This is a genomic window from Mycolicibacter heraklionensis, assembly GCF_019645815.1.
Classification (GTDB): domain Bacteria; phylum Actinomycetota; class Actinomycetes; order Mycobacteriales; family Mycobacteriaceae; genus Mycobacterium; species Mycobacterium heraklionense.
The window spans coordinates 2,284,020-2,297,057 of the sequence record NZ_CP080997.1 but is presented as its reverse complement, the minus strand read 5'-3'; the positions used below and the strand labels follow the sequence as shown (position 1 = coordinate 2,297,057).

The window sequence follows — 13,038 nt, the reverse complement described above, 5'->3', positions numbered from 1 at the left end:
CGACGTGGGTCAGTCGACCTTAGGGCAGTAGAAGTGCGGGTCGTTGCGGTACTCGACCGGCGGCAGGTTGCGCGCCGGGGTCTGCACCAGCGGTGCGTCCACGGGAAGGCGACCCGACGCCCGGTCCAGCGCCGACCGCTTACGCGGATGCATCAAGGCACGCTTGGGACCGTACTTGGACACGAAGGTGATCGCCTTGCAGATATACCCGTGCACCCGCTCCTGGCGCGGGGACCAGGTGTAGCCCATGAGTTCGCGCACCGGCGGGTCGTAGAGGGCCACTGTCATGAACGTCAGGAAGCGCTGCATGACCTTGAGGTTCTGCGCCCACAACCAATCCGGAATCCATTCCAGTGACGGGTGTTTGGGCATGGTCGACAGGTCCATGACCTCACGGGCCGCCCAGTTGTTCTCCAAGACGTTGTTGCACATGTGGTCCCAGTACTCTTCGAATTCTTCCCAGGACTTGGGCACCGGGCGCATGCTCATGCCGTACATCCGGTACCACTGCACATGCTCGTCGAACAGCTGCCGCTTGTCGGCCTCGGTCAGTCCGCCGGCGAACTTCTCGGCGGCCAGCAGGGTCGACTTGAAGAAGGTCGCGTGCGCCCAGTAGAAGACGTCGGGGTTCAGCGCGCTGTAGCGGCGCCCCTGCTCGTCGACGCCCTTGATGCCGATGTGGTAGTCGCGGACCTCGGCGCCGGTCTGCGGGGCACGGTAGCCGTCGAACACCACGCCGCCGATCGGGTAGATCGACCGCATCAGACGCGGGATGCGCTCCATGAAGAAGATCGAGTGGTCCTTGACCGCGGCACCGAGTTGCGGGTGCATGTTCTGCATCGAGCCGGCCCAGGTCCCCTGGAACAGACCGGTCCATTGGCCGAAGTACTTCCAGGTCAGCGAGTCGGGCCCCAGCGGAATCGGGGGTGCGTCGTAGCCGCCGTTGCTCACCGGACAGCCGGCGGCGATCGGCGCTTCGCTGGCCGCGGGGCAGGTTTCCGACATGTCTTGAGTCACGAGCGCGCACTCCCAGTCATCATCGACCACTTCTGACAACATGCGTTATCAGTATCGGGAGTCTAAGGGGAGTCTGGACTCCGGTCAATGACGGGCTTGGGCGACACGTCCGCTCAGTGACCGGCGACGCACCCCAACGACGGCGTATTCACACCTGCCTCGCTCCCCTGACCAGCCGGCCCGGAAGCGCACCGGTGTGTTGTCCGCTGGTGTACACCTCGATGCCGCTGACGATGGTGTGCAAATAGCCGTCGGCCGCCTGGAGGACCCGCTGGCCGCCGGCCGGAAGGTCGGCGACCAGTCGTGGCGCCCGTGCGGTGAGATTGTCGAAGTCGATGACATTGACGTCAGCCTTATAGCCCGGTGCGAGCACCCCGCGGTCGTTGAGTCCCACCATGCGGGCCGCGTCGCGGGTCTGTCGCTGGATCAACCACGCCACGTCGAACCGGTCGTCGAGACGGTCCCGCCCCCAGTGTGTGAGCAGCGTGGTCGGAAAGCTCGCATCGCAGATGGTGGAGACGTGGGCGCCACCGTCACTGAGCCCGGGCAGCGCGTTGGGGTGAGAGAGCATCTCGTGCACTACGTCGAGATTGCCGCCGTGATAGTTGAACACCGGCATATAGGCCGGGCCGGCGAGCATGATGTCGTAGAGCACCTCGGCCGGATCGTCGCCGGCCCGAGCGGCCCGAGCCGCCACCGAATCCTGCGGCGCTGGTTCGTAGTTCGGCGGGTCACCGAGTTCGAAAATGGTGTCCAGCGGCGCCCGCAGACCCCCGCGTTCGGAGATCTCGGCCAAGACGCGACGTTTCACCGCAGGATCGTGCAGGTCAGGTCCGGAACGGAAGAACCGGGACAGCACGAACGGGTTGTAGGTCCCGCGGAAGTCGACCAGCACCCCGATGGCACGTGGCGCGACGACCGCGGTCATCTGCAGTCCCTCGGCATTGGCCCGCTCGATGGCCGCGAGGGTGCGACGGTAGCCGTCACCGGCCTCGTGTTGCATCACCGACAGCGACAGCGGCCGCCCGGACACCCGCATCATCTCGTACATCACCGCGATCTCGTGGTCGAACCCCTTGAGATCCGAAACCACCTGGAATACCCCGGTTCCGGTTTCCCCGATCGCTTTGGCGATGCCGACGAGTTCGTTCAACTCGGCCCGTACCGATGGTGTCTGCTCACCACGGCTGGTCTTGTGCCATTCGGTGCGCGAGGTGCTGAATCCCAGGGCGCCGGCCCGGATTCCGGCGGCCGCCAGCCGCGCCATCTCGGCGATATCGTCCGGCGTGGCGGCCTCCCGGTCGGCACCGCGCTGCCCCATCACGAACAGCCGCAGCGGATCGTGGGTGACCTGGGCGGCCACGTCGATATCGTGCGGCAGGCTGTCGACGGCGTCCAAATACTCCTCGAAGCTGCGCCAGGTCCACGGCAACCCCTCGTGCAATACCGGGCCGGGCAGGTCTTCGACACCTTCCATCAACTCGATGAGTTGGTCGTGGTCGGTGGGCCGCACCGGCGCGAATCCCATGCCGCAGTTACCCATCAGCGCGGTGGTGACGCCGTGCGTCGACGACGGCTGCAGCTGATTGTCCCAGGTCACCTGCCCGTCGTAGTGGGTGTGGATATCGACGAATCCGGGCGTCACGAGGGCGCCGTCTGCATCGATCTCCCGGCGGCCGCCCTCATCGACGCGTCCGACTGCGGCGATCACCCCGTCGCTGATCGCCACATCTGCGGTCCGGCCGGGCTGCCCCGTGCCGTCGATGACGGTGCCGCCCCGGATGATGACGTCGTAGGTCATGGCTGCTCCTTCTTCGTCAGTCTTTGCATCTGCCCATAGGCGTCGATGGGACTGTGCAGCGCCAAACCGCCATCGGCGAAAAGCGTCTGACCGGTCACCCAGGACATCTCGAGCAGGCCAAGGATCGCCTCGGCGATGTCATCGGCGGCCCCGAGCCTTCCCAGCGCGGTCCGTTCGGTCAGCCCATCGACCCAGCCGGGTAGCTGCTCCGGCCTGGCGAGCATCGGGGTACGGGTGACCCCGGGACCCACCGCGTTGACCCGGATCCCGTGTGCGCCCCACTCGGCGGCCGCCACCCGCACCAGCATGTCCAGACCGGCTTTGGATACGCAGTAGGCGCCCATATCTCGGTCCGCCAGCGTTCCGCTGATGCTGGACACCGCGATGATCGACCCGCCGATTCCGGCGTCGATCATCGCTGCGGCGCCCGCGCGCATCGCCAGCCACGTCCCGGTCAGATTGACGTCCAGCACGCGCTTCCACTGCTCGGGCGGCTGCTCGAGGAGCAGTCCGGACGCGCCGATTCCGGCGCAGGTGATGAACCGGTCGGGGCAGCCCACCGTCTCGACGGTCTGCGCCATGGCTGCGCTGACCGCGCCGGGATCACTGATATCGCAGATGAAGTCGGCATCGTGGAGATCCCACACGGTGACCGTCAGGCCCTGCGAGCGCAGCCGGCTCACCACCGCCTCTCCGATACCGGACGCTCCCCCGACCACGACGGCGGTCATTCGGGTGCTCCGATGAGTTCGACGAGAACGCCGTCGGGTGCTGTGATGACCGCCATTGCCACACGTTTCCCGCCGGGTGCCGGCATGGATATCCGTCGCACTCCTTCGCTGAATCCCAGCGCCGCCAACGCCGGCAAGGTCGCTTCCACGTCACGTTGCAGCGAGACCAGGAAGAAGCCGGCGCGGGGCGGACCCGGGTCCGGATCGCCGGCACCAGGGACGCTCGCTCCACCGAGGAACTGCACGAGTTCCACGATCCCGGCTTCCGGGTGGGCCTGGTCGCCCAGGAAGATCGAACGCAGCGTGTCGGTTTCGGCGCCGAACAATGTCTTCCAATCCCCGGTGAAGGTGTGGTCGAGCAGCTGGGTCAGTCCCAGCCCGTCCCGCCAGAACCGCAGCGACACGTCGATATCGGCGGTGACGATCGCGGTGTGGTGAAGGGCGCGCACTCGAGATCCTCTCGTCAGATGACGGTCAGTGTCGTGTCGGCGGTGGACAAGTGGTAGTCCTCGAGGCGGACCGTTCGGAGCAGATCCGCGAACGCCATGCCGCTGTACGGGAACTGGGTGACGATCTTGCCGCTCGGGTGCCGGTAGTAGTTGTTGCAGTTCGCCAGCCACACCTTGCCCTGCATCGCGGCCTGGATTTCGGCGTTGTAGCGGGTGTGCACCTCGCGTCGCACCTCGACGCTGCGCAGACGGCGTTGCGACATCGAGTCCAGCAGCTGCCGCACATAGGCCGTCTGGACCTCCAGGATGTGGATGATGGAGGTGACACCGTTGGTGTTCGGGCCGTACAGGGTGAACAGATTGGGATAACCCGGGATTGCGGTGCCCAGGTAAGCCTCGGCGCCGTCTTTCCAGACCTCGCGCAGGCGTGCCCCGCCGCGGCCGACAACATCGAGACTGCTCAGGTAGTCGGCTGCCCGGAAACCGGTTCCGTAGATGACAGTGTCGGCCGGGTGTTCGGCGCCGTCGGCGGTACGCAATCCGTCGGTGGTGAACTCGACGATGGGCGAGGTTTCCAGGGTCACGTTGGGCAAGGTGAAGGTGGGCCACCAGTCCGCCGACAGAAGCGGGCGCTTGCACCCGACCGGGTAGTCCGGAGTCAGCTTCGCCCGCAGCACCGGATCCGCGATCTTGCGGTGCAGGTACTTGCGCGCCATCTCGGTGGAATCCCTTGTTTGGCGGGCATTCTCGGCGAAGTCGGCCATTTCGTACTGCTCGCATGCGGCGTTGCGGAGCTTGCGGGCCTCCTCGGGATGGCGCGCGAACAGCTGTTGCTGCTCCGGCGTGAACGGTTCGTCGGGCCGCGGCGCGACCCAGATGGGTGTGCGCTGAAAGACCGTCAGGTGCTCGGTTTCCCGGGCAATCGCCGGAACGTACTGAACCGCACTGGCACCGGTACCGATCGATGCGACCCGCTCCCCGGCGGTGGAGCGGGAATGATCCCATGCCGAGGAGTGGAATATCCGCCCTCGGAAGCTGTCCGCCCCGGGGATGTCGGGGAGGTTGGGGACGTCGAGCATGCCGACCGCACTGATCACCACGTCGAACTGGTAGGTGCGCGCGTCGTCGGTGTGTACGAACCACAAGTCGTCGGCATCTGACCACCGCAGTGTGCTCACGCTGGTGTTCGGGATCAGGTGACTGCGCAGACCGTGGTCGTCGGCCACCGCTTCCAGGTAGGCAAGGATCTCCGGCTGGTTGGCGAAAGTCTTGCTCCACCAGGGGTTGAGCGCAAACGAGAACGAATAGAAATGCGACGGCACATCGCATGCTGCTCCCGGGTAGGTGTTTTTGCGCCAGGTGCCACCGAATCCGTCATTGCGGTCGAAGATGGCGAACTCGTAGTCGCCGGCGGCCAGCGCGGTACCCATGGCGATGCCGCCCGGGCCCGCGCCGATGACCGCCACGGTCGGCTTGTCCGGTTTCGGCCTCACACCTCGACCTCTCATCTGTGACATACGGATGGCTGAACGTAAACGGCGATCATTCCGCGGAGAAGACCGTCATGTCGGCACCGTTGTCGTATTCGGACATCCAGGTGCCCGCCCAGTCCGGCAACGGCTGATCCGCCGGATCGTGATACGGCATCTGAGACAGCGCCAGCCGCCAGACCATCCGCGTCAGATCACCGGAGGGCACTGATCCGAACAGCGTTGGCGGCCCGGACAATCGGGTCCTACGGCGGCGCCCGCCGGGCCCGCGGAACTTGAACTCGTTGACCAACAGCGCTGCCGACATGAGCTCTTCCGCCGACACCACCCGCTCCTCGGCGGGCACTACCTCATCGATGGTGCGCCCGATCGCGGCGGCTATCTCACCGATATGCCGGAACGTGTGGCGAATGTGCCGAGCCCGGTACCACCGGTGGGGCGTCAGGTGGTTACACAGGATGAGCCCAGAGCTGCGGTGCTCGATCTCTTCGACGAAATGCCAGGTCATCAACGCGGCGACCCGCGGATCAGACCCGGCGAACAGCGAATGCCGGTTGTCCAGAATCACTTTGAACAACGGCGTGAAAGTGGCTTCGAGATTCGCGATATAGGAGGCGTGAAACTGCACCGGATGACCGTCGATCAGGTCGTCGAACGCTGCGGTGGCATCCACGTAGGCCCGTTCCAGCCCTGGGTACCGGGCGATCAGTGCCGCCATGTGCTTGCGGTGCGCCGCAGCGTGCTGGCCCTCCTGCCGCAGGAATGCGTCGGCCTCTGCCGCAACCGCGGGCGAGCGGTCGAAGTCCGGCTGCGCCTGCCGGAGCGCCTTGATCAGGTAACGCTCGAACGGTACTGCGATGAAGGTGAAAGCGTTACAGAACATCCCGAAGTTGGGATTGGCCGGCTGCCACAGAAAGGGCACCGTCGCGTCGAAGTCCCAACGGATTTTTCGCACCACCAGATCCGTCATCGGATGTCACCCCAATACGCGCTCAGGTCCTAACATGGACTCAATATTTGCCAGCAGGTGCGTACTGGCAGTGTGACATTTCAATGGCTATGTGTAAACCACTCGAGGAGGTGGCGGAGTGCCCGCTGAGAGCGAGCAGTCCATCCGCAAACGGATCCTGGACGCCACCTTCGAGGTGGTGGCCCGCTGCGGCCGCCGCAAGCTGCAGATCCTGGACGTGGCCGCCACAGCAGGCGTGTCCCGGCCCACGGTTTATCGCTACTTCGGGTCGAAGGAGGGCCTGCTGGACGCCTTCGCACTCTACGAACAGGACAACTTTGCAGTTGGAATGGCTGCTGCCACAGCAGGTTTACGTGGCATCGACCGAGTCAATGCCACACTGGAGTTCATCGTCGACTATCAGTTCTCGCACTCGCTGGCCATGCTGGTCGAACTGGAGCCCGAATATTCGATCGCGCAGATGGTGCGGGTACTGCCGATCATGGAGGAGGGTATGCGCCGGGTGCTCTCCGACGAGAATGCCGATATCGCCGCGGCCGCCGTCGTGCGCATTGCCGTGTGCCATTACCTGGTCGGCGGCGGCGACCGCACCAGCTTCCTGGCCGAATTGCGCCATGCCGCCGGCCTCGAACCGCGCCGCCGGCGCAACTCAGTCGGCCGCTAGCCAGGCCAGGATCTCGGCGGCGATCTCGGCGGGACGCTCCAGGTGCAGGAAGTGCCCCGCCCCCTCGACCATCCGGAACGCTGATCCCCCGGCGGGTAGATACGACGTCACGTCACCGAGCAGGTCGGCCCCGATCGCGCCGTCGCGGCGGCCGTGCAGGCACAGCGTGGGTATCGGGGGCACGGTCAGTGTCGCTGCGGCCTCGGACACGGCGCCGGGGTCGATGAACGCCGCATTGAAGGATGCCCGGTACGGACTGAGCACGCCCGCGATGGTCTCGGGTCCGACGTACCGGCGCAGCATCTCCAGGTCCTCTCCGGCGTCGTAGCCGGGCGACCAGTCCGACCACAAGGACTCCCAGAAACCCGGTTCCAGCAGCACTGATTCCGCGAGCCCGGCCTGCTGGATGAACCAAATGTAGAAGGATCGCTTGAGCTGGGCGTAGGAAAAGATGCCGCCGCCCAGCGCGGCCGTCGGCGGCACGGCCAGTGCCACAAAGCGGCGAAACGCTGCGGGGTCCGATGACACCGCGCCGTATCCCGCGTTGGCGCCCCAGTCGTGCCCGATGAGCACGGTCCGCTGGTCACCGCGGTGCACCGAACGTTCGGCGAGGATGTGCTGCACATAGGTTCCCACGCTGACCGGACCCGCAGCGGGGCTGTGGTATCCGGGCAGCCAGGGTGCCGCCACCCGGTAGCCGGCGCCGGCGAGCACCGGGCCGAGGTGCCGCCATGTGTGCGGGGTATCCGGAAATCCGTGTACCAGGAGCGCCAACGGTCTGGTCACGTCGTCGATGTCACCGAAGATCACCCGTGGCATCACAACTCCTCGCACTCCTGTTTACATACACACCTGCTTGTGTCAATCAATGCTAGGCATGCCAGCAAGACTTGGTTTACATTAATGACGAACTTTGTAACCCCGTGCGGATGCCGCCGAAAGGGAGTCATGTCGTTCGACCTCGAAGCCGTACACGCCAAATACCGCGCGGAACGTGACAAGCGCCTGGTGCCCGGACGGGCCGCTATCCGTGACATGACCCACGATCGGCGACTCGCCGGTTTCCTGACCGACCCCTTCACCGCCTGGCGCGAGCGCGAACCGGTCGAGGACGATCCCGATGTCGTGATCCTGGGCGGCGGGATCGCCGGGCTGTTGGCGGGGGCTCAGCTACGCAAGGCCGGCGTGGAGCGCATCCGGATCATCGACCGGGCCGGCGGAGTCGGCGGCACCTGGTACTGGAACCGCTACCCGGGCGTGATGTGTGACGTGGAGTCCTATCAGTACCTGCCCCTGCTCGAGGAACTCGATTACATCCCGACCCAGCGCTACGCCTACGGCGAAGAGATCCGGCTGCACCTGCAGGCCGTCGCCGACCGGTTCGACCTGGTGCGCGATGCGCTCTTCCACACCGGGATCCAGCGTGCGGTGTGGCATGAGGACTCCGGCAGATGGGTGATACACACCGACCGGGGCGACCTGCTTTCCGCCCGCCACTACGTGGTGGCCGCCGGCATATTGAACCTGCTGAAGCTGCCGGTGGTTCCGGGGATGGACGACTTCGCCGGAAAGGCCTTCCACACGGCACGCTGGGATTACGGATACACCGGCGGCGCCCCCGGCGCCCCCCTCACCGGACTCGCCGACAAGGCTGTCGCGCTGGTCGGCACCGGCGCCAGCGGACTGCAGGTTCTCCCGCCGCTGGCCGAGGCCGCGCGGCAGGTATTCGTGTTCCAGCGCACCCCTTCGGCGATCGGAGCGCGGGACAACCGGCCGACCGAACCCGATTTTCGGCACGGTCTGGCGCCCGGTTGGCAGAAGCGGCGGATGGACAATTTTCAATCGATCATGCTGGGCCGGCCGGTGGATACCGATCTGACCGACGATGGATGGACGAAATACTATGCCGCGGTGCAGAATCCGCCTCGGATCCCGGGCGCGGGCATCGCCGAGTTCCTGCTCAACGCGGAACGACTCGATTTCGACATCATGGAGCAGCATCGGCGCCGAATCGATGAACTGGTCACCGATCCCGAGGTCGCCGAGCAGCTCAAGCCCTACTACCGCTACCTGTGCAAGCGCCCGTGCTTCCACGACGAGTACTTCGACGCCTTCAACCGGCCCAACGTGACGCTTATCAGCTGCCCTGCCGGTATCCGAGCGGATCACCGAGCGCGGTCCGGTGGTCGACGGCCGCGAGTTCGACGTCGACTGCATCGTCTATGGCACCGGTTTCGAGGCGGAGGTGACACCCCTGCCGCGCCGCGTCGGCCACGACATCATCGGCCGCAACGGCATCACCCTGGCCGAGAAGTGGGCCGACGGCGCCGCCAGCCTGTTCGGAATGATGAGTCAAGGCTTCCCCAATATGTTCGTCATGCCGGCGCCGGGCCAGCAATCGGTGGTGACCGTGAACTACACCCAACTCGCGGTGCTCGGAGCTGAATTCGTCGCCGGAACGGTGGCCCTGCTGACCAAGCGCGACGCGACCGTCTTCGATGTACGGGCCGATGCCGAAGCCGACTGGATCAAGCAGATAGTCGACACGTTCGTCGACCCGAGCGGCGTGATGTCCGCCTGTACGCCGTCCCGGCTCAACAACGAGGGTGACCCCGGCGCTATCCGCGCGCGTGATACCAACTACGGCAAGGGTTTCGGCGACTACTTCGCCTATCGGGACCTACTGGAGAACTGGCTCGCCGCCGGCGACCTGGCCGGCCTGGACCTGGCGTGACCGACCGGCAACGGGTGGTCGCCGTCACCGGCGGTGGTGGCGGGATCGGCGCCGCGATCGCACAGGCGCTTGGGCGGGCCGGTGATTTCGTGGTGACCCTCGATCCGCTGGTCTCGCTGGACGGATCCCAGACCCTGCCGGCACCGGAACAGACGACCGCCGTCCGGATCGTCGCGGCCGGAGGCACTGCCCGCGCATCGGGAGTCTCGGTCACCGATGCGGCGGCGCTGCAGAAGTTGTTCACCGACCTGGCCGACGAGTTCGGCGGTCTCGACGCGGTGGTCAACGTCGCCGGCATCAGCCGCCCCACCAGCTACACCACCGGAAGCTCCCGCGACTGGCAGGATGTGCTCGCAGTCCACCTCGACGGGTATCGCAATGTGCTCTGTGCGGCAATGCCTTTGATGGCCGCCGCCGGCCGGGGACACATCCTGGGTGTCACGTCCGGGTCCGGCTGGCGCTCCGCGGATACCGGGGCCTACGGTTGCGCCAAACGCGCGGTCGCGGCACTCACCTGGCAGCTCGGACGACACGCGCCCGACGGTGTCACCGTCAATGCCATCTCCCCCATCGCCGCGACCCGGATGGTGGCCGTTGCACTGGCAAAGACCTCGACATCGGTCACCGGCGGGTTGTCACTGGCCGCCATGCCGTCCCCGGAGGACCTCGGCGCGCTCGCCGCGCATTTGGTCGCCGACGACTTCGCCACCTGCCAGGGTCGCGTGCTGTTCGCTGCGGGGTCGGAGATCGCGATGATCGACGAGCCGAGACTGATCGAGGCGGTCCGGGACACCGACCTGCCCCACCTTCTCGATACCGCGACCTCGATTGCGCTGGTACCGGCCGAGACTCACCAGACCACCGGTGGCGGCGGCAACGCCCGCTTCGGGTCGATCCTCGCTGAGCCCGCGCCCGCCGAACTACCACGCCCCGCCGCGCACACTTGTGCCGTGGCCGCGGACTCGCCGGCGGTGGCCTCGGCCGTTGCCGGGGCCCTGGGGCGCCGGGGTGTCTCGGTGACAACGGTCGACGAGCCTGCGGGGCTGGCCGGCATCCCCGCCCTCGACGCCGTCGTCATCGCCTCATCGAGCACGCCGTCCACGGCGGCGGCGCCGGGGTGGCAGCGCATCCTGGATGAGCACGGTGACATCGTGGCGCAGATCCACCGGGACGCCCGATGGAGCCGGGCGGTAGCCGACCTCGCGATCGCCACCAACCGCCCGATACGGCTGGTGGGCCTGCACGACGCCACCACCGCCGGTGGACGCAGCCGAGCTCAGGCAGCCGCCCAGCTGGCGCGGGCCGGACGCCAGGCCACCGACGGGCTGGTCCTGCCGTTCACCATCAGCGCCGAATCCGATGCCATCCCGGCGGATTTCATCGCTCATCTGCTGTGCAGTCAGCTCACCGGTGATCTGGCCGGCGCCGAACTGGTCACCGGCGAGGGATGGTTCGGCCTGCGCAACCACCCCCGGCCGGTCGGCAGCATCAGTTTCGGCGGGCCCGACGTCCCGCCGTGGTTCGACACGGCCCTTCAGGAAGTGGTGCAACCCCGATGACCGCCGAGACGCCGCGGCCCGCGCGCATTGTCGACGCGCATGTCCACCTGTGGGATCCGGCTCGCACCGATTGGTATCCCTATCTGACGCCGTCGGCCGAGCAGGCAGACCTCGACATGGGCGATGTCAGCGCCATGGCCCGTCGTTTCGACATGTCCGACTATGCCGCCGAGGCCGGCGACTGGAATGTCGAGAAGGTCGTCAATGTGGCCGCGGCGACGGACTGGTTCTCGGTCGACGAGACGCTGGAACTCGACCGACGCGCCGACGAGGGCGGCGGGCCGGACGCCATCATCGGCGGCCTGCCGTCAACCGAATCGGTGTCCGAGTCCATCGCGGCGTTGGACACCCAACTTGCGGCGTCACGCTTTCGCGGCGTCCGCCGAATGGGCGCCGACCGGGACTCGCTGCCGGCCGATGAGGTGCTCGATGCGCTGGCCGAGCGGGGCCTGATCTTCGAGTTCATGGCCCGTCCGGATCAGTTGACGGCCGCGGCACGGGGATTACGCAACCATGGCAATCTGCTCGTGGTCGTCGAGCACACCGGCTGGCCGTGTGACGATTCCGAGGCGGAGTACCGGCGGTGGCAGCAGGGGCTGCGGGCGATGGCCGATGTCGGTCCCAACGTCATGTGCAAGCTCTCCGGACTGGCCATGCCGCTCGGGACGATGAACGCCGGGGCGTTCACACCATGGCTGGAGTACGCAATCGCTACTTTCGGCGTGGACCGGTGTTGCTTTGCCAGCAATTTCCCCGTAGACGGCCTGCGCGGGACACTGCAGCAGCTCTGGCAGACGTACTCGACCGTCACCGCCGGGCTGCCGGCCGAGGCACGGGACAAGCTGTTCGCCGGCAATGCCGAACGGATCTACCGGTGCTGACGTGTCCGGCCGCCGTACCGCTGCGTCAGCTGCCGATGGGGACGAATCCGCTGCCTGGCCCGTCGCCGGCGTTGACATCGTCGAGAATCGCACTGAATTTCGTCAAGTACGTGAGCGCCCTCGGAAGCGAATACCTGCTGCCCAGTGTCACGCCGCCCGCGTAGACCATGCCGACCAGCAGGCCGTCCATGGTTACCGGAGCGCCCACGTCACCGTGGTCAAATTGCGCCAACAGGTTCACCCGTGGCCCGAAGGGGGTAGTGATGCGACCACAGAGACCAGGGTCGGCAGGTCCCCACTTGCATACGAGCGAATCGAACTGCGGTTCTGGGCCTAAACCGTTGATCGCAATACCGGCGTAGTCAGACACCGGGATCAGGTCGGGCACGTCGAACTTGATCACCGCGTAGCGAAGGTCGCCGTTGACGGCGACGACGGTGCCGACGGTGGCGTCTGTTCCCGCGACCGTGACGGCTGCCCCTGGTCCTCCGCACTGCGCTCCGGTGAAACCCACCACGTCACCGGTCCGGTCGCGTCCGATCGTGGTCAAGGTGCAGTAGTTGTTGCCGTCCACGATGATGACGGCCCCACCGCCCAAGATCACCATCGCGGCCGCGGGCGGGGCGGCAGGTAGCCCGACGCCCAGGAGCAGCGCGAGGGTAAGAGTGAGCCGCCAACGAGTGAACTGCAAGGCGCCTCTCCCTTTGATTCCGCTGATGCCGCGACCTGAGGCTGGGGCCAG

At 66.4% G+C, this 13,038-nt stretch carries 13 protein-coding genes; 5 read left to right on the top strand and 8 right to left on the bottom strand.

Going from position 1 to position 13,038, the window contains the following annotated elements; all coding sequences use genetic code 11:
• Window positions 1-9: 9 nt before the first annotated feature.
• The 6 genes from K3U94_RS10740 to K3U94_RS10715 form a co-directional block, all read right to left on the bottom strand.
• A complete protein-coding gene (locus K3U94_RS10740; RefSeq protein WP_220696758.1) occupies window positions 10-1,005 on the bottom strand; it encodes an oxygenase MpaB family protein in 996 nt (331 codons plus the stop codon).
• Between the two features lie 160 nt (window positions 1,006-1,165).
• Entirely contained in the window at window positions 1,166-2,818 is a 1,653-nt protein-coding gene (locus K3U94_RS10735) for an N-acyl-D-amino-acid deacylase family protein (RefSeq protein ID WP_220696462.1), read from the bottom strand.
• Window positions 2,815-3,549, bottom strand: coding sequence for an SDR family NAD(P)-dependent oxidoreductase (locus K3U94_RS10730; protein ID WP_220696461.1), 735 nt, complete (start codon window positions 3,547-3,549; stop codon window positions 2,815-2,817). The genes K3U94_RS10735 and K3U94_RS10730 overlap by 4 nt, the downstream gene beginning before the upstream one ends.
• A complete protein-coding gene (locus K3U94_RS10725; RefSeq protein ID WP_047320849.1) occupies window positions 3,546-3,998 on the bottom strand; it encodes a VOC family protein in 453 nt (150 codons plus the stop codon). Before K3U94_RS10725 ends, K3U94_RS10730 begins: the two co-directional genes overlap by 4 nt.
• Before the next feature lie 14 nt (window positions 3,999-4,012).
• Window positions 4,013-5,491 (bottom strand): flavin-containing monooxygenase, encoded by a 1,479-nt coding sequence (locus tag K3U94_RS10720; protein WP_230987541.1) that lies wholly within the window; start codon window positions 5,489-5,491, stop codon window positions 4,013-4,015.
• 49 nt (window positions 5,492-5,540) lie between these two features.
• Window positions 5,541-6,458: a metal-dependent hydrolase gene (locus K3U94_RS10715; protein WP_220696459.1), complete on the bottom strand. Its 918-nt coding sequence runs from the start codon at window positions 6,456-6,458 to the stop codon at window positions 5,541-5,543.
• Window positions 6,459-6,576: 118 nt separating this feature from the next.
• Between K3U94_RS10715 and K3U94_RS10710 the strand changes: the two genes are divergently transcribed.
• Window positions 6,577-7,122, top strand: a complete 546-nt coding sequence (locus K3U94_RS10710; RefSeq protein WP_047320846.1) for a TetR/AcrR family transcriptional regulator — start codon at window positions 6,577-6,579, stop codon at window positions 7,120-7,122.
• On the opposite strand, the gene K3U94_RS10705 is transcribed toward K3U94_RS10710, so the two are convergent.
• A complete protein-coding gene (locus tag K3U94_RS10705; protein WP_230987540.1) occupies window positions 7,108-7,941 on the bottom strand; it encodes an alpha/beta fold hydrolase in 834 nt (277 codons plus the stop codon). The two genes, K3U94_RS10710 and K3U94_RS10705, sit on opposite strands and share 15 nt — an antisense overlap.
• A 129-nt stretch (window positions 7,942-8,070) precedes the next feature.
• On the opposite strand from K3U94_RS10705, the gene K3U94_RS10700 reads away from it, so the two are divergent.
• The 4 genes from K3U94_RS10700 to K3U94_RS10685 are packed head-to-tail and all read left to right on the top strand — an operon-like array spanning window position 8,071 to window position 12,296.
• On the top strand, window positions 8,071-9,567 hold the full coding sequence (locus K3U94_RS10700; RefSeq protein WP_220696457.1) for a flavin-containing monooxygenase: 1,497 nt from the start codon (window positions 8,071-8,073) through the stop codon (window positions 9,565-9,567).
• Window positions 9,533-9,856 (top strand): hypothetical protein, encoded by a 324-nt coding sequence (locus K3U94_RS10695; protein ID WP_220696456.1) that lies wholly within the window; start codon window positions 9,533-9,535, stop codon window positions 9,854-9,856. The genes K3U94_RS10700 and K3U94_RS10695 overlap by 35 nt, the downstream gene beginning before the upstream one ends.
• Complete coding sequence (locus K3U94_RS10690; RefSeq protein ID WP_220696455.1) at window positions 9,853-11,415, top strand: SDR family NAD(P)-dependent oxidoreductase; 1,563 nt, start codon at window positions 9,853-9,855, stop codon at window positions 11,413-11,415. Before K3U94_RS10695 ends, K3U94_RS10690 begins: the two co-directional genes overlap by 4 nt.
• Entirely contained in the window at window positions 11,412-12,296 is an 885-nt protein-coding gene (locus K3U94_RS10685; RefSeq protein WP_220696454.1) for an amidohydrolase family protein, read from the top strand. Before K3U94_RS10690 ends, K3U94_RS10685 begins: the two co-directional genes overlap by 4 nt.
• 25 nt (window positions 12,297-12,321) lie before the next feature.
• Here the strand turns inward: K3U94_RS10685 and K3U94_RS10680 are convergent, their stop codons facing one another.
• Complete coding sequence (locus tag K3U94_RS10680; RefSeq protein ID WP_220696453.1) at window positions 12,322-12,987, bottom strand: chymotrypsin family serine protease; 666 nt, start codon at window positions 12,985-12,987, stop codon at window positions 12,322-12,324.
• Window positions 12,988-13,038 lie beyond the last annotated feature (51 nt).

Coding starts and splice junctions, on each gene's coding strand:
- K3U94_RS10715 (WP_220696459.1), bottom strand. CDS start 6,458: ATGACGGATCTGGTGGTGCGAAAAATCCGTTGGGACTTCGACGCGACG.
- K3U94_RS10740 (WP_220696758.1), bottom strand. CDS start 1,005: ATGTCGGAAACCTGCCCCGCGGCCAGCGAAGCGCCGATCGCCGCCGGC.
- K3U94_RS10705 (WP_230987540.1), bottom strand. CDS start 7,941: ATGCCACGGGTGATCTTCGGTGACATCGACGACGTGACCAGACCGTTG.
- K3U94_RS10700 (WP_220696457.1), top strand. CDS start 8,071: ATGTCGTTCGACCTCGAAGCCGTACACGCCAAATACCGCGCGGAACGT.
- K3U94_RS10730 (WP_220696461.1), bottom strand. CDS start 3,549: ATGACCGCCGTCGTGGTCGGGGGAGCGTCCGGTATCGGAGAGGCGGTG.
- K3U94_RS10685 (WP_220696454.1), top strand. CDS start 11,412: ATGACCGCCGAGACGCCGCGGCCCGCGCGCATTGTCGACGCGCATGTC.
- K3U94_RS10735 (WP_220696462.1), bottom strand. CDS start 2,818: ATGACCTACGACGTCATCATCCGGGGCGGCACCGTCATCGACGGCACG.